This window comes from Pseudomonas sp. 2835 (assembly GCF_050435905.1).
Taxonomy (GTDB): Bacteria; Pseudomonadota; Gammaproteobacteria; order Pseudomonadales; family Pseudomonadaceae; genus Aquipseudomonas.
In genome coordinates this window covers 54040-75774 of record NZ_JBNDLE010000021.1, presented here as the reverse complement: position 1 = coordinate 75774, position 21735 = coordinate 54040, and the positions used below count along the sequence as shown (strand labels likewise).

Genomic DNA, 21735 nt, shown 5'->3' with positions numbered 1-21735 from the left:
GACGCAACCGATAGTAGAGACATGCCCCAAAGAGCAGCCAAGGCTGCTCTTTTGCTTTGCAAGAGACGACACACCATGACCGCCGAATCCCGAATCCTTGAACTGCGTGCCGAACTCGACCAGCACAACTATCGCTACTACGTGCTTGATGAGCCGAGCGTGCCGGACGCCGAATACGACCGCCTGTTCAATGAACTCAAGACCCTGGAAGCCGAACACCCGGATCTTGTGACTGCTGACTCGCCGACCCAGCGCGTCGGTGGTTCGGCGCTGTCGGCGTTCAGCCAGGTGCGTCATGAGGTGCCGATGCTCAGCCTCGGTAACGCTTTTGAAGAAAACGACCTGCGCGAGTTCGATCGTCGCGTGGTGGAGGGCTTGGACCTGCCGACCGCTGATCTGCTGGGCGATGGTGAGGCAGTCGATTACAGCTGCGAACCCAAGCTCGACGGCCTGGCAGTCAGCCTGCTGTACCGTGATGGGCAGCTGGTGCAGGGTGCCACCCGTGGCGACGGCACCACCGGCGAAGACATCAGTGTCAACGTGCGCACCGTGCGCAACATTCCGCTCAAGTTGCAGGGCGAGGGCTGGCCGGCGGTGCTGGAAGTGCGCGGCGAAGTGTTCATGTCCAAGGCCGGTTTCGAACGCCTGAACCAGGCGCAGATCGAAGTCGGCGGCAAGACCTTCGCCAACCCGCGCAACGCCGCTGCCGGCAGCCTGCGTCAGCTTGATTCGAAGATCACCGCCAGCCGTCCGCTGGAATTCTGCTGCTACGGCGTCGGCCAGGTGTCGGCGCAGATCGCCGACACCCATATCGGCACCCTGGAGCAGCTCAAGGCCTGGGGCATGCCGATCAGCCGCGAGCTGCGCCATGCCGCCGGCGTCGCTGAGTGCCTGGAGTATTACCGCGATATCGGCGCCCGGCGCAACGACCTGCCTTACGAGATCGATGGCGTGGTGTTCAAGGTCAACAGCCTGGCTTCCCAGCGCGAACTGGGTTTCCGTGCCCGAGAACCACGCTGGGCGATTGCCCACAAGTTCCCGGCCATGGAAGAGCTGACCGAAGTGCTGGATGTCGAGTTCCAGGTCGGCCGTACTGGCGCGGTAACCCCCGTCGCCCGGCTCAAGCCGGTCAAGGTGGCGGGCGTGACGGTGTCCAACGCCACCTTGCACAACATGGACGAGGTGGCGCGCCTGGGCCTGATGATCGGTGACACGGTGATCATCCGCCGTGCTGGCGATGTGATCCCGCAGGTGATGCAGGTGGTCACCGAGCGCCGTCCCGAAGACGCCCGCCCGGTGCATATTCCTACCGAGTGCCCGGTATGCGGCTCGCAGGTCGAGCGCACCCAGCTGGTCAAGCGCAGCAAGGGCAAAGAGACCGTCAGCGAGGGCGCTGTGTACCGTTGCGTCGGCCGCCTGGCCTGCGCCGCGCAGCTCAAGCAGGCGATCATCCACTATGTATCGCGCCGGGCCATGGACATCGAAGGCCTGGGCGAGAAGAGCGTCGAGCAACTGGTGGATGAAGGCCTGATCCGTTCGCCAGCCGACCTCTACCAGCTGACGTTCGAGCAGATCGTCGATCTCGAGGGCTTCGCCGAGCTGTCGAGCAAGAACCTGCTGGCGGCGATCGAGGCGAGCAAGCAGCCGGGTCTTGCGCGTTTCATCTATGCGCTGGGCATCCCTGACGTGGGCGAAGAGACCGCCAAGGTCCTGGCGCGCTCGCTGGGTTCGTTGCAGCGGGTCATGGCAGCGTTGCCGCAGGTGCTGACCTACCTGCCGGATATCGGCCTGGAAGTCGCCCACGAGATCCACAGCTTCTTCGAAGATGAACACAACCGCACGGTGATCGCCCAGTTGCTTGAGCGCGGCCTGCAATTGCAAGATGAAGGTGAACTGGGGGCCGAGTTCGCGGCCAGCACCACCCTGGCCGGGCTGATTGCCAAGCTGGATATTCCCTCGGTCGGGCCCACCGGTGCCGAGAAGCTGGTAGCCAAGCTCGACAGCCTGGAAAAAATCATCGCTGCCGACGGCATCGACCTGCGCCAGGCCCTGGCGGCCAAGCCGGCCGAAGCGGTTCGCGCATTCTTCCAGGTGCCTGAGAACGCTGCCCTGGCCCTGGCCATCGAAGCGCAATTGCGCGACTTCGGCATGCACTGGTCGAGCGAGAAGAAAGTCGCCGAAGGCTTGCCTCTGGCCGGCCAGACCTGGGTGCTGACCGGTTCGCTGGAGCGCATGAGCCGCGATGTGGCCAAGGACAAGCTGGAAAGCCTCGGGGCCAAGGTCGCAGGCTCGGTGTCGGCCAAGACCCACTGCGTGGTCGCCGGCCCCGGCGCCGGCTCCAAGCTGGCCAAAGCCAATGAGCTGGGCCTGAAGGTGCTGGATGAAGATGCCTTTGTCAGCTTCCTGGCCGGGCACGGTATCGAGATATAAGCGCGGCACTCGCGGCGATCACCATGGTCTAGTCTTGGCAGGCAGCCAGGAGGGATCGCCATGTACCGTTTTTTCGAACAGCTGGGCGCCAGGATCGCGGCGCCCTTCGTCACCCAGCAACAACGCCCGGATCGGGTCTGGCAATGCCAGTGCGGGCAGTCGGTGTTCTTTCGCAACAGCCAGTGCCTGGCCTGCCAGTCGGCACTGGGCTACTGGCCGTCGGGCAACCGTGTCGCCAGCCTCTTGCCCGGGCCTGCAGAGGGGCTGTGGCTGCTCGATGGCGCGCCTGAAGCCGGACCGCTGCGCCGCTGTGCCAATCTCGATACCCCGGCGGCCTGCAACTGGCTGCTGGCCGGGGAGGAGTCCGAAAGCCTGTGCCTGGCCTGTCGCCTGAACCGCACCATCCCCGACCTTTCCATCACCGACAACCACCCACGCTGGCGCAAGCTGGAAACCGCCAAGCGTCGTCTGACCGCGCAGTTGTTGCACCTGGGCTTGCCGGTGGAGCCGAAAGGCGCGGAGGGCGGCCCGGGCCTGGCCTTTGATTTCATTGGCGTCGATCTTGAGGGCAACGCGCCCATCACCGGCCATGCCAATGGCCTGATCACCCTCGATGTACGCGAGGCCGATGATGACTGGCGCGAGCGGGTGCGGGTGCAACTGCACGAACCCTATCGCACCCTGCTGGGCCATCTGCGCCATGAAGTCGGTCACTACTACTGGGACCGTCTGATTGCGGGCAGCCATTGGCTCGACGGCTTTCGCGACCTCTTTGGAGACGAGCGCGAAAGCTACAGCGAGGCGCTCGACCGTCACTACCAGCTGGGGGCGCCAAGTGATTGGGCGGCTGCCCATGTCAGTGCCTACGCGACCATGCACCCCTGGGAAGACTGGGCCGAAACCTGGGCGCATTACCTGCACATGACCGATGCGGTCGACACCGCGCTGGCATTGGGCATGAATGCCAGTAGCCTGGAGCTGGACTTCCCGCCCTTCACCCGCGAGGACCTGTATCGCCCGGATGACCCCGGGGCAAAAGACTTTCTCGCCTTCATCAATGCCTGGGTCGAGCTGTCAGCGATGCTCAATGAGCTGTCGCGCAGCATGGGGCAGGTGGATTTCTATCCGTTCGTGCTGGGCAAGCCAGTGGTTGCCAAGCTGCACTTTATCCATCTGCGGGTCACCCAGCCAACGCCACCGATGCTCGACCAAGCGGGCGCCGCGCTCCCGTGAAGCAATGCCAAGTCATTGAGTGGTGATGGTTTTTTTAAATTTAGTGGTTGTATCTTGAGTTGATGCCGGTACAATGGCGCGGCTCGTCGCCAGATGAGCATGCGTAATGGTGACCCCATCGGTCCCCCCGCAACGATTACCCGTGAACCTGGTCAGATCCGGAAGGAAGCAGCCACAGCGGGAACATTGTGTGCCGGGGTGTGGCTGGTGGGGTTGCCACCCATCTTGCCTATTGGCGCTCTGTTTTACCTTCTCACCAAACACCTTCCTGATCGCACTGGCCTACCGCTGGGCGTTGCCGGTATTTTCATGCCTGGCGATAAGCTTGTAGTGCCGTGGCTGTCCGACAACCCCGTAGTGTCTTTGACCTGGACCTACAGGGAGAATGTTCATGTCAGCACCCGAGCAAGCACAAGCGTCTTCAGCCCCCACACCGCCCGCGGATTTCTCCGCAGCCAGTTTCAATCTCGAATTCCTTCGCCAACAGCTACCTGCCTGGTTGCGTTCTGCTCCGCCAGCACTGTTGGCAAAGCTGAGTGTCAGCATGCGTGCCTGCGAGGCCAGCCGTGCGGCGCGGGCGCGCTTGCTGGCGCCGCTGCAAACGGTCCAGGCGTTTACCCAAACACGATTCAACGAGGCGTTGCACCGATACTTTGCTTCAAGACTGAGGCCAGTCGGGGACCGCTTCATCCGCACCAGCCAGCAGATTGCTGGCTGGTATCCGTCTGGCTTCGGCTGGTACAGGAAGCGGAACTATATCGAGCAAGGGCTCCTTCAGGCGGCGCTGCACAATTTCACTGCCGCTCAGGAACAGAGTGATAGCACCTTGGTAAGGCTGTCATCGTTTCGGCGTGCGGGTACGCGTGTTCAGGGGGTCGGTGTCCTGGAATTCGTCAGGTTCTGTCGTGAGCTGGATCTGGGCGGCCAGTATCAGAAACACATTGAGTCGGTGTTTGACCCCGACGGGGTCGTCGGTATTCCCCGATCGACACGTGAGCTGTTTCGCGAGTGCGATCGTTACGCCCTGCAGGTCGATGCTCATGTGGCGCTGATGCGTGGCGCAATCAGCGTGGCAATGTATCAGCACATGCTTGGGGTCAGTGAGCTGAAGGCCGGTATCAAGGAACAAGGGGTACCGTTGCAGTACAAGCGCTTGAAGATGGCGGGAATCGAACTCGGGGGCATCACTGTATTCGAGTTCAGGTTTCAGCCGCTGGGGCATCTGGCAGCGATTCAGCGGCCCTGGGGCAGGCTGTTGGTCCACATCCCGGAAGATCCGTTTTCACCGCTCAAGGAATACGCCGGTTGGGACGAGTTCGAGCAGGACCTGGCTGGCAAGCTGTCCAGAGACAGCTATCGGCAATTCTTTTTGCGCTTTGCCCTGCGCCGCCAGTGGCCTGCGTTGCAGGCTCAGCTGCAAAGCCGTTTGTTCGAGCAGCGCAATGGTAAACAGGTGGCGCTCTCCAGCCCATCTTTGGCGCTGGATGCAGTCCTGCGACCGACGGCCTTGTTCGAGGATCTGTTCAACCAGCGCCTGGACCAGCTCAAGGATGACGCGCGTTTTATCGCGGTGCCGACCGCAACACTGGATGCCAGCGAGCGCCAGTCCACCCTGGACAAGGCGCTGGAGCTCGGCCTGGATGTGTTGGGCCTGGCGGCTTTTGTGGTGCCGGGCGTGGGCGAGGTGCTGTTCGGGGTGGTAGCCAGTCAATTAATGAACGAGGTATTCACAGGCCTGGAGGATTGGGCCGAAGGTGATCGTCATGAGGCATTCAATTGCCTGACCCATGTCGTAGGGGAGGTCGCCGGGCTGGCGGCCGGGGCGGTGGTTATCGGTACTGCGGCCACGCTGGTGCGCAACTCGGCGCTGTTCAAGGCGTTGGCGCTGGTGAACAAGGAGGGGGGCGGGCAGCGTCTTTGTCTTCCGGACCTGGCGCCTTATGCCCTTGACCTGGATCCGGCGACCGTGGGCACCGCATCCGAGCAGGGTATTTACCTGGCAGGCGAGCAGCAGGTCGTGCGTATCGAAGAGCGCTTCTATCATGTCGAGCAGGATCCCGGGAGCGGTTCCTGGCGAATTCGCCACCCTGTGCGCAATGGCGCCTGGGCGCCTGCGCTTGAACACAATGGCGAGGGCGCCTGGCGCAGCCGTTTTGACAGCCCGCATCGGTGGCAGGGTAGTCAGTACCTGTTTCGTCGCCTGGGCCCCGGTGTCGACGATTTCAGCGATGAGGAAATAGCCTCTGTCCTGGCAGTCAGCGGCACCGATGAAGCGCAGTTGCGGCAACTGCACGTGCAACAGCGCGCGGCACACGGAGCCCTGATGGATGCTTGTAGCCGTGCGCGCTTGCAGCGCCGTTTGCAGCGTTTCAGTGAACAACTGCAAAGCCCCTCTGCCACGGTCGATGACCAGTTGGCCACGCGTGTGTTGCAGCTGATGTCTTCGCCGGATGATGCGTCGGTCCTGCCGATGCAAATGCACGAGTGGTTGCATGCAAACTGGCGCAGATTTTTCGAGCATTGCCTGGCAATCGAGCAACCGCCGCCCGTTTCACTGGTGGCGCGTGATTTTCCCGGGCTGGGGCGGGCTGTCGTCGAGGAAATCGACGCCAAGGCCAGCAGCGCTGAACGCTTGCGCATGAGCCGTGCCCCGCGTTTGCCGCTGCGCCTGGCCAGGCAGGCGCGGCAAGCCCTGCGTGAGGCACGTCTGGCGCAGGCGCTGGAGGGGTTTTTCTGGCCGCAAATGGCCAATACTGATTGTGACCGGCTACTGCTGCACATGTTGATGCAGGACCCGCGCTGGCCAGCGGCGCTGCAGCTCGGTATCGAAGGGGTGGGCCCGGTCGGGCAAGGCCGAACCCTGATCCGCCGGGGTGACCTGTATGTCGACAGCCAGCACCCGGAGGCGGAGCCCCGCGACCTGCTTGCGCTGGCCTGGGAGCTGGCCGGCCTTGAGGCGCAGGAAGACTTGACCGCAGTGCGTCGTCAGCTTGGGGAGCTAGCCAGCGTGCACCGGCAAATGGCCCGTCGTGTTCTGGGAGAGGTACAGGAGCAGTGGTGGGCGCCGCTGCAGCGCTTTGCCGATGGTCGTCTCGGCTACGCCTTGAGTGGTGGCAGTGCCCGGCTACCGGTGTCGCCCCGCTCTATTGAAGAGGAAATCCTCGAGCTTTACCCTGACTATTCGGCTGAAGATATAGCGGCCTACCTTGAGCCCTATCGCGCTCGCCCGATTGAGGCGCGTGCGGTGTTGCAGCGCCGCCGCGAAGAGCTGCAGAGGCTGCAATCGGTGCTGCAGCGCTGGCAGGGGGCCTCAACGGGTGACGAGCAGGTGCTCAGTCGGCAACAGTTCAGCGAGCGTCTGATCCAGGCCTGGCGTCACCAGTCGCCAAGTATACGCACGCCGCTGGGACGTACCCTGGGTTATCGCCTGGATCTCGGTGGCCTGGCGGTTGGCGAGTTGCCCGGGTTGCGCACCGTAGACCTGCATCATGTGCTGGAGCTGGATATGGCCGGCATGAACCTGGCACAAGTGCCGGCGGAGTTTCTTGCCCACTTTGGCCGGCTTCGCTACCTGGATCTTTCCGGGAACGAGCTGACCGTAATACCTGCCGGTATCGAAAATCGCCTGAGCCTGCAGAATCTGCGCATGAGCAACAACCGAATCGTGCTTGATGCCCGGGATGCCGCGCGAATTGGGCATTTGCTGAATCTGGACAGCCTTCATCTGGAGGGCAACCCCTTGGGCAATCCGCCTGATGTGAGCAGATTGCCCCAGTTACGCATCCTGACCTTGAGCAGCACTGAGATCACCCGCATCCCGGAGGGGCTACATGACCGTCCAAGGCTGGAGTGGGTCGACCTGAGCGACAACCAGATCAGCCAGTTGCCCGAACACTTCCTCGAAGAACCACGCAGCTTTTTGCGCCGGGTCGAGCTGGAAGGCAATTTGCTGTCCGATGAGCAGTATCGACGCTTACGCCGGCTGCAGGCGCCGCCAACGCCAGTTCGGGTTGTGGCTGGTGATGACGCGCAACAGTTCTGGACTGCTCCGGCCTCTGCCAACCGGCAACGAGTCGAGTACTGGCAACGATTGCGCAATGAGCCCCGGGCGAACCCGTTGATGACGGTGCTGGAGCGCCTGGCGCAAACTGTCGAGGCGCAGGAGCAGGTCGAGACGATGCGCGCGCGGGTAGGGGCCCTATTGCACTACGCAATCGAAGGGCCGATGGCCGAAGACTTGTTCAGCTTTGCCAGCGACCCGCAGCAGGGCATCGGTCATCCATTGCTGGCGTTCGAGAACCTGGAAATCAGGGTTCAGGGGTATCGTGCCTTGGTGGAGGCCTTGCAGGAGCATGGGCCCCGGCAGTTGCTGGATTTTGCCCAGGCATCTTTCAATCGCGCTGAACTGCGGCGCTTCGTGATTGACCAGGTGTTGCTGCAACCCGAGCTGTTTGCCCGTCGAGACGAACTGCAGTTGCTCTATCAGCAAGAACTGCATGGACGGCTTGCGTTGCCCAGCGATGCCCGGGACCTGATCCTCTCCGATCTCACCCTTGATGCTGAGCAACTGGATGCGGCAGTGGCTCATGTGCAAGGAGAGTCGGTGCAGGCAGGGTTGCCTCGGTTCATGGTGGCCCAGCCGTACTGGGTCGAGTATCTGCACCAGCGACGTGCGTCGGCATGGCTGGAACTGGACGCCCGCTTTCAGCGGATCAGCGATGGGCAACGCCTGCGTGAGGCTGGAATGCCCGAGGCCGAGCGCCTGCAGCTTGAGCATGGGCGGCAATTGCAACAGGCGATGGATGAAACGGCGCTGATGCTGCGACTGACCCGCGAGGCGTTGGGCTTGTCGGTTGCGCCCGGAGGGTAATGGCTCATGAAGGCGCAGAGGCTGGCTGCATCGATTGCTTTTGCCCCTGGGTGTAGCGCTCGATCATGCGCTGGATCTCCCCGGATGCCTTCATTCGCAGCAAGGCGCGCAAGATACCCTGCACCGGCAAGGCCGGGTCATTGCGCACCAGACAGGCCAGGGCCTGGTCCTCCACCACTGCCAACGGGCGCAACTGCTGTTCAGGGGGGAGTTGGCGGTTGAACCAGTCGAGCGACAGCTGGTTGCTGATGGCGTAGTGGTAACGGCGGGCATGCAACTTGTTCAACACCAGCAGTTGATTGCGGCTGTCCTCGCGATGCAGTTGGCCGCTGGCGAACAAGGGCTCGATGGTCGAGTAGGTGTAGCCAAGCACGGTGCCAACGGCCTGGGGCGCCAACTGCGCGGGCGTCAGCGGCTGCAGCTGCTCTGGCTGGCCGATCAGCCAGTCGCGCTGCTGGAACAGCGGCAGGCTCCACAGGTAGGCATCCGAGGCAGTCTTTAGCCAGGACTGGGCTACATAACAGCGTACATCGATCTCGCCGTTGTTCATGGCCTGCTGCAGGCGCAGGCGCGGTAGTACGTGAAACTCGGGACGATGCCCGACCTCTCGGGCAATACCCAGCATCAATTCATGCAGGATGCCTTCGACCGGCTGCTCCTGCTCCACCCGGATCAGCGGCATGGCCCAGCTTTCGGCCACCGAAAAGCGCAGCACCGGTTGCTGCGCGAAGCTGGCAGTGCTGATCAGCAGCAGTGCACCCACGATTCGCCACATGCTGCATCCTCCTTGATGCCGGCCCGCCTGACAGCTTAGCCGAGATCGGCAGGGTGCAATTTTGCCCCCGCTCCGCTACGATTAGCGGTCTTCAGCTTGCAGTCGCGACGGTTTTCGATGAGTTATCAGGTTCTTGCACGTAAATGGCGTCCGCGCTCGTTCCGCGAAATGGTCGGCCAGACCCATGTGCTCAAGGCCTTGATCAACGCGCTGGACAACCAGCGCCTGCACCATGCCTACCTGTTCACCGGCACCCGCGGCGTGGGCAAGACCACTATCGCGCGGATTATTGCCAAGTGCCTTAACTGCGAAACCGGTATCACCTCGACGCCCTGCGGTACCTGCTCGGTGTGCCGGGAGATCGACGAGGGGCGCTTTGTCGACCTGATCGAGATCGACGCCGCCAGCCGCACCAAGGTCGAAGACACCCGCGAGCTGCTCGACAACGTGCAGTACGCACCGAGCCGCGGGCGTTTCAAGGTCTACCTGATCGACGAAGTGCACATGCTCTCCAGCCATTCGTTCAACGCCTTGCTGAAGACGCTGGAAGAGCCGCCGCCCTACGTCAAGTTCATCCTCGCCACCACCGACCCGCAGAAGCTGCCGGCGACCATCCTCTCGCGTTGCCTGCAGTTCTCGCTGAAGAACATGACCCCCGAGCGGGTGGTAGAACACCTGAGCCATGTGCTCGGTGCCGAAAACGTACCCTTTGAAGACGACGCCCTGTGGCTGCTCGGACGCGCGGCCGATGGCTCGATGCGCGACGCCATGAGCCTGACCGACCAGGCCATCGCCTTTGGTGAAGGCAAGGTGCTGGCCGCGGATGTGCGGGCGATGCTCGGCACCCTCGACCATGGCCAGGTATACGGCGTGCTGCAGGCCCTGCTCGAAGGCGACGCCCGGGCCTTGCTCGAAGCCGTTCGCCATCTGGCCGAACAGGGCCCTGACTGGAATGGCGTGCTGGCCGAAATGCTCAACGTGCTGCACCGCGTGGCTATTGCCCAGGCGCTGCCGGAGGCTGTGGACAACGGTCAGGGCGATCGTGACCGGGTCCTGGCCCTGGCCCAGGCACTGCCGGCCGAAGACGTGCAGTTCTATTACCAGATGGGCCTGATCGGCCGTCGCGACCTGCCCTTGGCACCAGATCCGCGTGGCGGCTTTGAAATGGTCCTGCTGCGCATGCTGGCGTTCCGCCCCGCCGATAGCGACGATGCACCGAAACCGGTGCTAAAGCCAGTGGGGATCAGCCAGGCCACAGCTGATTCAGCGAGTACGGTGGCAGCAGCCCCCCAGGCTGCGCCGGTCGTGGCGGTTGCGCCAGAACCGCCACCTGCCGAACCTGAACCCGCTGTACAGCCTGAGCCTGAGCCTGAACCGCAGGTGGTCCACGCGCCCGAGCCGGTTGTCGATCTGCCCTGGAACGACCCCGTCGGTACTGAGCCTGAGCCCGCGCCGCTCGCCGTCGAGCCGGCTCCCGCGCCTGCGCCGGTTCAGCAGGCCGCGCCGCAGGACGTCCCGCCGCCCGACGATGGCATCGGCTACAGCCCGGCCGGCATGGACCGCGACGACGAACCGCCGCTGGACGAAGATTATTACGAGCCGGAATTGGACCCGGCCAGCTACAGTTATCTGGACGAACTGGCCATCGAGCATGCCCACGAAGTCGACGCACCACCGGCCGAGCCGTTGCCGGCCGCGCAACCGGCGACGGGCCTGGCGCTGAAATGGCTGGAATTGTTCCCGCAGTTGCCGATTTCCGGGATGACCGGCAATATCGCCGCCAACTGTACGCTGATCAGCGCCGAAGGCGACGATTGGCTGCTGCACCTGGACCCGGCCCACAGCGCCCTGTTCAACAGCACTCAGCAGCGGCGACTGAACGATGCGTTGAACCAGCACCTGGGCCGTACGCTCAAACTGACCATCGAGCTGATACGCCCGGAACAGGAAACCCCCGCCCAGGCCGCAGCCCGCAAGCGGGCGGAGCGCCAGGGCCAGGCCGAGGCCTCGATCGAGGATGATCCGCTGATCAAGCAGATGATCCAGCAGTTCGGCGCCATGGTCCGCCACGATACGATTGAACCTGTCGACGCCCCGGTAGCCCAGGGCGAGTAACGGAAAAACAGCAGCGGCCCGGGCCTGACCCACGCCGCACCCCGTAAGCTAATAGTTGAGGTGATCCCCATGATGAAAGGTGGCATGGCCGGCCTGATGAAGCAGGCCCAGCAGATGCAGGAAAAAATGGCCAAGATGCAGGAAGAACTGGCCAACGCCGAAGTAACCGGCCAATCGGGCGCTGGCCTGGTCAGCGTGGTGATGACCGGTCGTCACGACGTCAAGCGCATCAGCCTGGACGACAGCCTGATGCAGGAAGACAAGGAAGTGCTCGAAGACCTGATCGCCGCCGCCGTCAACGACGCGGTGCGCAAGGTCGAAGCCAACAGCCAGGAAAAAATGGGCGGCATGACCGCCGGCATGCAGCTGCCGCCGGGTTTCAAGATGCCGTTCTGAGGCAGTCGCGAAGTACAGAAGCCAGGCTATTGCCTGGCTTTTTTGTGTTCAGTCATAACTCATCAGAAACATCGCCCGGCCTGGCGCGGAGCCTGGAGTTACCCGAGCAGTGGTCTGCACGTATTGCGCGAGCAGAGGGATGCGGTGTGTCACCGGGCCTGCTCCGACCGTACCGCCTGGTTGCCGGGTGCCCAGCATGATTGGGGTGTTGTCGCTACGCAGCAAGCGAATGCCGATGCCGCGTGCACTGGCGTTGCTGGCCAGGCTGATAATGGAAGTCTGGTTGCCCGGGTTGCTGGCATCGCTGACGGTATAGCTGACGTTGAGGCGGCTGCCGCTACTGCCGCCGACACAGTTGAGGCGGATTTCAAGTGGCTGGGGTGCGGTGACCTTGCCAACAGCGTCGAAGAACCCTGCTGGATGATCCCGTAGATTGACGGGGATGGTTTTCGAACCGGGGTCGACGGCGCAGGTGGGATCGGCCGAAACAACCTCTACTCGGGTTTGCACCATCGTCAGCCTGGCGGTATTGGCCTGGGTATACGGCTCAAAGGAATGGCGAATGATTGTCTGCGGGAAGAACAGCACCCCACTGGTTACCGGTCCGGTCTTGATCAACTGCAGTCTGTACCAAGGCGTTACATCGATAGTGCCGAGCGGATGCGTGATCGTGGGGACCGGCCAGCTGAAATAACGACTGGCGTCGGTTTCGGAACCGGTGATCTTGATGCCGATTCCCTCCAGATTGGTTCGATGAATGCCCTCGCCGATGTGGGGGAAACTCTGGGTAAAGCCAGCGCGCTGCCCATGGGCGGCTGAGCAACGGTAGGCCATGCGCGTTGCGTGCCGAATACCGCTGTCATAAATCACCGTGCCTATCGGGTCTGCGGCAGACACCGTCAGTCTCGAGTCTACGGTGATGTAAGCCTCGGACGGACTTGCGCCGGTATGCACGCAACTGGCGGTACTGATTCCGCTGTGCAACAGCAGCAACAATCCTGTCGCGCCGGCGAGGCGCGCGGGTAGAGAACAAAACATGGGCAGGTCTCGACGGTTCAAGGGTGGGCTGGGTTTGCAAGGCAAACGGAGTGAATGTTCTGTGGCGCGGAGTTCGCCGCTTTTTTCGCGGCGGCGGGCAGGGCATAGGTAATTCGGCAGTTGCCTGCCAGGCCGCTGTCCCAGCGCACGATCAACTCACCTGCGTCCTGCAGGCCGCGGGCAAATAATTGGCTGCCCTGGCCCACCGCGCCCAGTTCGTTGCCTTGGCTATCCAGCACTGCGGCACCAAACGGCAACGGCTGGCCATCGGCCTGGCGGGCATGGATGACGGCTGAACGTCCGGAACGGGTCTGGAACACCAGCAAGGCAATGGCGCCGGCGCGCGGAACGGTCTGCTGGCTGCTCGATTGCAGCTCGACATCGGTCGACAAGCCCTTGGGGTCAATGGCAACCGTATTGCGTTGGTAAGGCGTAAGGTTCGGGACGACTGCGTAGCCACTGCTGTCGACCTTCAGCGCGGAAGCCGAGGTCACCCGAGCGCCATCGGCATCTTTGGCCTGAATCAACCCGAAGGTTTCACTCAAGGGTTGCGACAAGGTCATGCCATCGGCGTGGGCGACCATGGCGCCGCGCAGGCCGAGCGAGGCTTGTGAGGTATGCCGGCCCTGACTGATCGATGCACTGAGTTCGGCGGCAGAGCCGCGGTACAGTACGTTGCTGCTCAGCGTATGGTTGTTCAGGCCATCGGAGCGATCCTGGCTGGCGGTGATGCCATAGTCGATCTGCTGATCGGCACTGAGGGCGCCTGTGAGCGTGGCCTGGGCCCGGCTGTTGCCTCGGCCGTCCCTGGAAATACTGCTGCTGAGGCTGCGTGCGCGTTCGCCGCCCAGGGGCAGGGACAAGCTCAGGTAAAAGGTGTTGTCGGCGCGCCCGAAGCGGTCACGTTCCCGCGTGCTGCTGAGGGTGTACCCCAGGGTCTTGTAGTGATTGCTGTAGCCGATCGAATAGTTGATGTCGCTGCCGGCATGGTCCCAGTAGCTCGATGCCGAGGCACTCAGGTGCAACTGTCCATAGTGCTCGGCCAGTGGTTGCGCCAGCGACAGGGTAGTGCGGTTGCGATGACGCTGGTGGCGCTGATCGCCAGCATCGCGCAGGAACTGGCGGCTCAACTGGGCGTCTTCCAGGCCATAAAAGCCGCGGGTCGAATAGCGATAGGTCGCCAGGGCGATTTGGGTGTCGGTTTCGCTCAGGGTCTTTGCGTAGCTCAGGCGCAGGCTCTGGCCTTGCTGGCTACCGAGCCCGGGCAGGTGGGTGCGGGCCTGGGTAAGGTCGGCGCCGAATGCACCGAGCTCAGTGTTCAGGCTGCCACCGAACAAGGCCGAGCCATACCCGGATGCCAGGGTCATGCCGGTGTAGGTGCTGACCAGGTTGTTCAGGCCATATTGCCAGGTACCTTCGACAAATACCGGATCACTGTCCAGTGCCTGGTTACGCAGGGTACCCAGGGTTGCACTGAAGCGGCTGGCGCCCGCGCGCAAGGATAACGGAACAGCGGCGTAAGGCACGGAAAAGCTGTGTTCGCGGCCGTCGGCCTCGGTGACCGTGACCTCCAGATCGCCACCGTAGCCGGTTGCATACAAATCATCGATTTCGAAGGCGCCTGGCGCCACGGTGGTTTCATGCAGGGTTACACCGCGTTGGCGGACCACTACCCGGGCATTACTGCTGGCAATCCCGCGGACTACGGGGGCATAGCCGCGCTGCGAGGCGGGGAGCATACGATTGTCACTGGCCAGGCGTATGCCGGTGAAACTCAAAGAGTCGAACAATTCACCCGAGGTGTAGCTTTCACCCAGGGTCAGTTGCGAGCGCCAGGGCGTGATATCGCGCTGGGCATAGCTGGCAATGCTCTGATAGCGCTGCTGGCCCTGGTCGCTCCAGTTCACCGAACCATCATGGCGCAGGCGCCATGGCCCGATGTTGAGCCCGGCGCCCAGGCCCAGGTAGGTCTGGCGCGAATTGTCCTGGTTGCGGTACCGGGTGCTGTAGGTGTTGAGGTTGTAGTTGAGAAAACCCGCCGTTATGCCCTCATCCCATTGCGCCGGGTCTACTGCTTCACGCGCGCTGCGCTTGATCGCGATTTGCGGTACCGACAGGTACAAGCGTTGGCTGGCAAAATCCAGGCGGCTGCTGGCATCGTCAAGTGCACCGTCCAGGGGGATGCAGGTATCGACGGCAAGCAGTTGCTGTTGCGCCTGCGGGCTGAACTTGCTGGTATTCAGGCCGAGGCGCTCGAGCTGGGCACCATCGAAGCAGGCCAGGGCTTCTTCTTTGCCAGGCCAGGCTTTGAAGTTGAGGTTGAAGCGGCCATGCCAGTTGTCGTTGACCAGCACATCCACGCTGTAAAAACCGGGGCTTGCGACGTTGCGTCGTTCGAAGCGCGAGAGGTCTACCGGCGTGCTGCTACCATTGCCCAGAAACGCCGGTTCAAATTCGACGAGGGCGGGTGAAGGTGTATCGGCCATGGCCTGTACGGGCCATAACATCAAACAGGCAAGGCCAACAGGTAATCGGCTTACTAAAGAAGCTGAGCTTTTTCGATGCGAGCGAAGGTGCAATAACATAATCGTCATTTTCAGAAGTGCCAATAGTAAACCTGGGCCCGCACGAAAACTTCGAGACCGCCCGTAGTGTCGAGGAAAGAGAAGGGCTATGGGCGGGGTTCGATAGCCACAGATAAACTTAGCGGGTGGTTATTGCTATGGCCTGCGCCATAATCATTGATGCTGGTGAAGTTGATGGTGGCGCCTGGATTAATAGGCGCCGAAGTGCTGAAGTGCGCCAGCGAATAAGGTGCAATATAGCCGGTGCCCAAGGACGTGGACTGGCCGTTGAATTCGATTTTTATTCCACCGAGATTGACGAAGTAGGCCGTTGGGTTGCGGCCAACCAGCGAGTGCGGCTTGCCGTCCTGGCCAGGCGCTCGGTGCCAGGTTACCAGCGCAGGTGCGTCCTCGGGCTTGCCTGGCAGGCCTTGTGGACGGTACAGCAGCTTGATGCGGGTACGAAAAGCCAGTTGCAGGACGTTGCTGTCTTTGGCTTTTGGGGGGACTTCTAGCATGTTGAACCAGAATATTGATTCCCGATCACTGGCCATCGGGCTGCCGGTGTGCAACAGGCGAATACTCTGCCCTTGTGCCGCTTCGATACGGGCCAGCACCGGTGTCACGGTGAACGGCACTTGAATGGTCTCGGGCGCTGCGCGGGTATCGCCATCGTCTACCCAGACCTGGACCAGGCTGGGGTCTTTGCCATTGTTGAGGAGGTTGACGGTAGCCTCGCGCTCTTGAGCCGCAAAAATGACGCGGGTACCGGTAATTACAACGCTGGCATGCGCGGGTGCGCTGGCCGCCAGTAGCGCGAGGGCAGCCAGCAGGAAGGAAGAAAAGCGAGTCATGAAAGCGATATCCGACCTGATTGGAGGTAGCAGGCGCGCAGGGCGCGCCTGCTGCTTTATTACGGCAGATTGATCACGTACTGAACGCGGGAGTTGGCGGCACCCGGGGTGACCGTTGCGGCGGAAGCGTAGTACTGGCTGGTGTAGCGCAGGGTCGCAGCGCCATCTACCAGATCTACGGGGACAGTGTTTTGGCCACCGCCTACCCCGCCGATATTGATCGCAATGCCCGCCTGGTTGAGCAGTTGGTACTGCACGCCAGTTGCGCTGTTAGGACCGGCATCCATGTTCAGTCGGCCGTTCTCCACATTGGCGCCGCCCAGGAACTGGATGTCCACCTGGCCGCTGTTGCCAGCGACACAGTTGGTCAGGGAGATCTCGAAGGGGCGAGGTTTGGCAATACTGCCGGCAACAGCGAAATCACTGGTATGCGCCGTGTCCATGCGGACGGTGAAGTCCTGGCCGCCAGGGCCGCCGTTGACGGTACAGGTGGTGCCCGAGATTCTGCCGGTGAAATCGATCAGGCCATCAGTTGCCTGGGCATTGAGGGTGATGCCAGCCAACAGCGGTAAGGACAGTGCAAGAGCGAAAATGCGTTTGTTCATTTAATTTCCAGCCAGATAGATTAAAGTTTTGCGTCGATAAGTAAAATGAGGTGTTGCATAGGCATGTTTACTTGCTTTTGAACGCCGGGAAATTATGCGGTTTATTTGTTTTGCTGGATGTGGGAAGAGGTGTGGAGGTGGCAGAGGTATTTAGCCGGGTGTTGTGCGAATGGGCGTTTATAGGTGGGTGTGCGACAAGAAATGTTAGAAGGGGGTTTTATGCTTAATGCGGCGTAGGTAATATCACTGGTAAGATCAATTAAACTTTAACTTCTTACGATGCTATTCTTAATGTCTGTAAGATTTGACGTTGGTCAGTCAGGCAGGTATAAACCGCCTTCACTTGCATCAAGGCCTTTTCCTATGAGTTTCAGCCCACTTATCCGACAGCTGATTGACGCATTGCGCATCTTGCCTGGCGTCGGACAGAAAACCGCCCAGCGCATGGCCTTGCAGCTACTCGAGCGTGATCGCAGTGGCGGTACCCGGCTGGCCCAGGCCTTGAGCCAGGCCATGGAAGGGGTGGGGCATTGCCGACAGTGCCGGACCCTGACCGAGCAGGAGCTCTGTCCGCAGTGCTCCGACACGCGGCGAGACGACACGCTGCTGTGCGTGGTGGAAGGGCCCATGGATGTCTATGCCGTCGAGCAGACCGGCTATCGTGGCCGTTACTTCGTGCTCAAGGGGCACCTTTCGCCGCTTGATGGCCTGGGCCCGGAAGCTATCGGCATTCCGCAACTGATGGCGAGAATTGAAGAGCAGGGCAGCTTCACCGAAGTGATCCTGGCCACCAACCCGACGGTGGAAGGTGAAGCGACCGCCCACTACATCGCCCAGTTGCTGGCCGACAAAGGTCTGGTCGCTTCCCGCATCGCCCACGGCGTGCCGTTGGGCGGTGAGCTGGAGCTGGTCGATGGTGGCACCCTGGCGCATTCGTTCGCCGGGCGTAAACCCATCTCGCTGTAACCCTGGGTCTTTAATCGCGGGGCAAGCCCGCTCCCACAGAACCTCAGCCTGTAGGAGCGGGCTTGCCCCGCGATGCTGTCAATACTCGCTCAGCGAGAAGTCAGTCAGGCAAAAGGTCGGCACACCCGCCTCATTCAGCCGCTGCGAGCCACCCAGCTCCGGCAGGTCGATGATCGCCGCCGCTTCGAATACCTGCGCGCCCATGCGCCGTACCAGTTTGGTGGCGGCCAGCAGGGTGCCGCCCGTGGCAATCAGGTCATCGAAAATCAGCACCGAGTCGCCTTCGCAAAGGCTGTCGGCGTGCACTTCGAGGAAGGCTTCGCCGTACTCGGTCTGGTAGCCCTCAGCGAGCACGTCGGCCGGCAGCTTGCCTTGCTTGCGAAACAAAATCAGCGGCTTGTTCAATTGGTGGGCGATGATCGAGCCGATCAGAAAGCCGCGCGCATCCATGGCGCCGATATGGCTGAACTCGGTTTCCACGTAGCGTTCGATAAAGGCATCGGCGACATGGCGCAGGCCCCGCGGCGACTGGAACAACGGGGTAATGTCGCGAAAGATCACACCCGGCTTGGGGAAGTCCGGTACCGGGCGGATCAGGGCTTTGAGGTCGAAAGTGTCGCTGGGCATAGGGCGGGTATCCTGAAAACGAATGCCCGCCAGTATACCTGTTATCCGTGGGGTCAGCTTTCCAGCGATCCGCCGGCCAGGGCGCACAGCTGGATCGGGTCAAGGATATGGATTTCCTTGCCTTCGGCCTGGATCAGGCCGTTTTGCTGGAAGCGCGTGAATACCCGCGAGACGGTTTCGACCGCCAGGCCCAGGTAGTTGCCGATCTCGTTGCGCGACATGCTCAGGCGGAACTGGTTGGCCGAGTAACCACGGGCACGGAAACGTGCCGAGAGGTTGACCAGGAAAGTGGCGATGCGCTCATCGGCGGTCTTTTTCGACAGCAGCAGCATCATTTGTTGATCGTCGCGGATCTCGCGGCTCATCACCCGCATCAACTGGCGACGCAGCTGTGGCAGTTGCACCGACAGCTCATCGAGGCGCTCGAAGGGGATTTCGCACACCGAAGTGGTTTCCTGGGCCTGGGCCGACACCGGGTAGGCTTCGGTGTCCATGCCGGACAGGCCGACCAGTTCGCTGGGCAGGTGGAAGCCGGTGATCTGCTCTTCGCCGCTGTCGCTCAGGCTGAAGGTTTTCAGGGCGCCGGAGCGCACCGCATAGACCGAGCCGAAATTGTCGCCCTGGCGGAACAGAAACTCGCCTTTTTTCAGCGGACGCCCGCGTTTGACGATTTCATCCAGTGCATCCATGTCTTCCAAGTTCAATGACAAGGGCAGGCACAGAGGCGCCAGGCTGCAATCCTTGCAATGGGCCTGGTTGTGGGGGCGCAGTTTAACTGGCTCGGACATTTCTTCAATCCTTGTGGGAAAGCACACATAAGCCGTAAGGGTAACCCAGGCTAGGGTGTTTCGGCCAGCTTGGACGATTGTATCGAGGCCAGACGGGACAAGGCTGCGACAAAAAACCTCAGATAACCCGGGAAAACCGCTGGCGATTGTGCAGGTCCAGGTAGGCATCGAACACCATGCACACCGAGCGCACCAGCAGTCGCCCAGCGGGTAGTACTTTGATGCCCTGGTTATCCAGCTCGATCAGACCGTCCTTGTGCATGGCCTGCAGGGCGGGCCACTGGTCCTTGAAGTAACCGCGAAAATCGATGGTGAACGCCTGTTCGATGCTTTCGAAGTCCAGTTCGAAATGGCAGATCAATTGCTGGATCACCGCCCGGCGCAGGCGATCATCGTCATTGCAGATCAAGCCGCGGCTGGTGGCCAGCTGGGCGGTGGACAAGGTGTCCTGGTAGGTGTTGAGGTCGCTGCTGTTCTGGCAATAGAGGTCGCCGATCTGGCTGATGGCCGAAACCCCAAGGCCGATCAGGTCGCAATGGCCGTGGGTAGTGTAGCCCTGGAAGTTGCGCTGCAGGGTCGACTCTTCCTGGGCAATCGCCAGTTCGTCATCCGGCAGGGCGAAGTGGTCCATGCCGATGTACAAGTAACCTGCGGCGGTCAGTTGCTCGATGGTGTTGTGGAGCATTTCCAGCTTTGCCGCCGGGGCTGGCAAATCGGCGCTGTCGATACGCCGCTGGGGCATAAAGCGCTCCGGCAGGTGGGCGTAGTTGAATACCGAAAGGCGGTCCGGTTGCAGCTTGATCACTTCTTCGACGGTACGGGCAAAACCTTCCGGCGTCTGCTTGGGCAGGCCGTAGATCAGGTCGAGGTTGATCGAGCGAAATTGCAGGGTGCGCGCCGCCTCGATGATCGCGCGGGTTTGCTCCAGGCTCTGCAGGCGGTTGATCGCCCGCTGCACAACCGGGTCGAGGTCCTGCACGCCGAGGCTGACGCGGTTGAAGCCCAGCTCACGGAGCAGGCCCATGGTCGACCAGTCGGCCTCGCGCGGGTCGATTTCGATGCCGTAGTCACCGGAGTCGTCATCCAGCAGGTTGAAATGCTGGCGCAGATGGGCCATCAATTGGCGCAGTTCGACATGGCTGAGGAAGGTCGGGGTGCCGCCGCCAAAGTGCAACTGCTCGACGGTCTGCCTGGGGTCCAGGTGGCAGGCGATCAGCTGGATTTCCTGCTCCAGGCGCTGCAGGTAGGGCGCAGCGCGGCCACGGTCCTTGGTGATGACCTTGTTGCATGCACAGTAGTAGCAGATGTTGGCGCAGAACGGCACATGCACATAGATCGACAGTGGGCGAACGGCACGACGGCTGTCACGCAGGGCGTGCAGCAGGTCGAAGGAGCCGACTTCGCTGTGCAGTTGCACCGCAGTCGGGTAGGAGGTGTAGCGTGGGCCGGCCAGGTCGTAGCGGCGAATCAGGTCGGAGTCCCAACGAAGAACGTCGAGCATGCGGGCAGTCCCCAGAAAGAGCAGCAGTGTCCGGAGTCTAGGGAGTGCCGGGCAAACCCGTGTTGATTTGCATCAACGCCGCTTCAGTGGCCCATCAGCCAGTGCTGGTGTGGCCCTGGCAGGGTCCACAGGCCAAAAAGCATCACCAGCACACCGCCGGCGATACGCACCCCTCGCTGGCGCAGCAGGGCGCTGGTGCGTTCGGCGGCAAGGCCGGTGGCCAGCAGCACCGGCCAGGTGCCCAGGCCGAAGGCCAGCATCAGCAGCGCGCTGTCGGCGGCATTGCCCTGGCTCGCGGCCCAAAGCAGGGTGCTGTACACCAGCCCGCACGGCAGCCAGCCCCACAGGGCGCCCAGCAGCAGGGCGCGTGGCAGGCTGGAGACCGGCAGCAGGCGGTTGGCCAGCGGCTGGATATGCCGCCACAGGCCCCGCCCCAGGCCTTCAATGCGGGTCAGGCCACTCCACCAGCCGGCCAGGTACAGGCCCATGCTGATCAGCAGCAGCGCTGCCAGTACGCGCATGGCCGTGGCTACCGGGCTGTTGGCCACGGCCCAGCCGGCCAGGCCGAGCAACAGGCCGGCCAGGGCATAACTGAGGATGCGCCCCAGGTTATAGGCCAGCAGCAGGCGAAAACGCCGGCTGCGTTGCTCCTTGGGGATGGCCAGGGTCAACGCGCCCATCAGCCCGCCGCACATGCCCAGGCAATGGCCGCCGCCGAGCAGACCAAGGATCAACGCCGAGCTGAGCAGGGGCAGAAGTTCAGTCACGGGGTGGCGTACCGTCTTCTGGTTTCTTGCCGTCGGCTTCGTCCATGGCCGCCTGGTGCTGCGGGTCCTGGTCGTCGAACAGGATGCTGTGGGCCGGGCCGTCGAGGTCGTCGTACTGGCCGCTGTCCACCGCCCAGAAGAAAATGTAGATGGCGATGGCGACGATCAGCAGGGCGGCCGGGATCATGATGTAAAGCGCGGGCATG

Annotated in this window: 16 protein-coding genes and 1 other RNA gene; 7 read left to right on the top strand and 10 right to left on the bottom strand. The window is 62.1% G+C overall.

From position 1 onward, the window contains the following. The first annotated feature begins 75 nt into the window (after nucleotides 1-75). The 4 genes from ligA (at nucleotide 76) to ABIE20_RS23250 (ending at nucleotide 8533) form a co-directional block, all read left to right on the top strand. Nucleotides 76-2430 (top strand): NAD-dependent DNA ligase LigA, encoded by a 2355-nt coding sequence (ligA, locus tag ABIE20_RS23265; RefSeq protein WP_429507597.1) that lies wholly within the window; start codon nucleotides 76-78, stop codon nucleotides 2428-2430. Nucleotides 2431-2490: 60 nt separating this feature from the next. Then, nucleotides 2491-3663 carry a zinc-binding metallopeptidase family protein gene (locus ABIE20_RS23260; protein ID WP_429507596.1) on the top strand — a complete coding sequence of 391 codons (1173 nt, stop codon included), beginning with the start codon at nucleotides 2491-2493 and terminating at the stop codon, nucleotides 3661-3663. Between the two features lie 116 nt (nucleotides 3664-3779). Then, nucleotides 3780-3876: signal recognition particle sRNA small type (gene ffs / locus ABIE20_RS23255), an RNA gene on the top strand. Nucleotides 3877-4048: 172 nt separating this feature from the next. Beyond that, complete coding sequence (locus ABIE20_RS23250; protein WP_429507594.1) at nucleotides 4049-8533, top strand: dermonecrotic toxin domain-containing protein; 4485 nt, start codon at nucleotides 4049-4051, stop codon at nucleotides 8531-8533. A 4-nt stretch (nucleotides 8534-8537) separates the two neighbouring features. Here ABIE20_RS23250 and ABIE20_RS23245 read toward each other — a convergent pair whose 3' ends face one another. After that, nucleotides 8538-9308, bottom strand: a complete 771-nt coding sequence (locus ABIE20_RS23245) for a substrate-binding periplasmic protein (protein ID WP_429507592.1) — start codon at nucleotides 9306-9308, stop codon at nucleotides 8538-8540. A 117-nt stretch (nucleotides 9309-9425) separates the two neighbouring features. Between ABIE20_RS23245 and dnaX the strand changes: the two genes are divergently transcribed. Together dnaX and ABIE20_RS23235 are read left to right on the top strand one after the other, a co-directional pair. After that, nucleotides 9426-11423, top strand: coding sequence for a DNA polymerase III subunit gamma/tau (dnaX, locus tag ABIE20_RS23240; protein ID WP_429507590.1), 1998 nt, complete (start codon nucleotides 9426-9428; stop codon nucleotides 11421-11423). Nucleotides 11424-11492: 69 nt separating this feature from the next. Then, the gene (locus tag ABIE20_RS23235; protein WP_010226011.1) at nucleotides 11493-11819 is read left to right on the top strand and encodes a YbaB/EbfC family nucleoid-associated protein; all 327 of its coding nucleotides are present in this window, start codon (nucleotides 11493-11495) and stop codon (nucleotides 11817-11819) included. A 48-nt stretch (nucleotides 11820-11867) separates the two neighbouring features. Here ABIE20_RS23235 and ABIE20_RS23230 read toward each other — a convergent pair whose 3' ends face one another. The 4 genes from ABIE20_RS23230 to ABIE20_RS23215 form a co-directional block, all read right to left on the bottom strand. Further along, complete coding sequence (locus tag ABIE20_RS23230) at nucleotides 11868-12857, bottom strand: fimbrial protein (RefSeq protein ID WP_429507588.1); 990 nt, start codon at nucleotides 12855-12857, stop codon at nucleotides 11868-11870. A 17-nt stretch (nucleotides 12858-12874) separates the two neighbouring features. Continuing rightward, complete coding sequence (locus tag ABIE20_RS23225; RefSeq protein ID WP_429507587.1) at nucleotides 12875-15343, bottom strand: fimbria/pilus outer membrane usher protein; 2469 nt, start codon at nucleotides 15341-15343, stop codon at nucleotides 12875-12877. Between the two features lie 185 nt (nucleotides 15344-15528). Then, on the bottom strand, nucleotides 15529-16275 hold the full coding sequence (locus tag ABIE20_RS23220) for a fimbria/pilus periplasmic chaperone (RefSeq protein ID WP_429507586.1): 747 nt from the start codon (nucleotides 16273-16275) through the stop codon (nucleotides 15529-15531). Between the two features lie 59 nt (nucleotides 16276-16334). Then, on the bottom strand, nucleotides 16335-16880 hold the full coding sequence (locus tag ABIE20_RS23215) for a fimbrial protein (protein ID WP_429507584.1): 546 nt from the start codon (nucleotides 16878-16880) through the stop codon (nucleotides 16335-16337). 363 nt (nucleotides 16881-17243) lie between these two features. Here ABIE20_RS23215 and recR point away from each other — a divergent pair, with 363 nt between their 5' ends. Then, nucleotides 17244-17846, top strand: a complete 603-nt coding sequence (gene recR / locus ABIE20_RS23210; protein ID WP_429507583.1) for a recombination mediator RecR — start codon at nucleotides 17244-17246, stop codon at nucleotides 17844-17846. Between the two features lie 78 nt (nucleotides 17847-17924). On the opposite strand, the gene ABIE20_RS23205 is transcribed toward recR, so the two are convergent. The 5 genes from ABIE20_RS23205 to ccoS all read right to left on the bottom strand — a co-directional run bounded on the left by ABIE20_RS23205 (nucleotide 17925) and on the right by ccoS (nucleotide 21734). After that, nucleotides 17925-18473, bottom strand: a complete 549-nt coding sequence (locus tag ABIE20_RS23205) for an adenine phosphoribosyltransferase (RefSeq protein WP_429507582.1) — start codon at nucleotides 18471-18473, stop codon at nucleotides 17925-17927. A 53-nt stretch (nucleotides 18474-18526) separates the two neighbouring features. Continuing rightward, nucleotides 18527-19261, bottom strand: a complete 735-nt coding sequence (gene fnrA / locus ABIE20_RS23200; RefSeq protein WP_010226003.1) for a Crp/Fnr family transcriptional regulator FnrA — start codon at nucleotides 19259-19261, stop codon at nucleotides 18527-18529. 118 nt (nucleotides 19262-19379) lie between these two features. Continuing rightward, complete coding sequence (gene hemN, locus ABIE20_RS23195; RefSeq protein ID WP_429507580.1) at nucleotides 19380-20762, bottom strand: oxygen-independent coproporphyrinogen III oxidase; 1383 nt, start codon at nucleotides 20760-20762, stop codon at nucleotides 19380-19382. 83 nt (nucleotides 20763-20845) lie between these two features. Further along, a complete protein-coding gene (locus ABIE20_RS23190) occupies nucleotides 20846-21529 on the bottom strand; it encodes a sulfite exporter TauE/SafE family protein (protein ID WP_093385427.1) in 684 nt (227 codons plus the stop codon). Then, nucleotides 21522-21734 (bottom strand): cbb3-type cytochrome oxidase assembly protein CcoS, encoded by a 213-nt coding sequence (gene ccoS / locus ABIE20_RS23185; RefSeq protein WP_429507578.1) that lies wholly within the window; start codon nucleotides 21732-21734, stop codon nucleotides 21522-21524. Before ccoS ends, ABIE20_RS23190 begins: the two co-directional genes overlap by 8 nt. Nucleotide 21735: the final 1 nt, after the last annotated feature.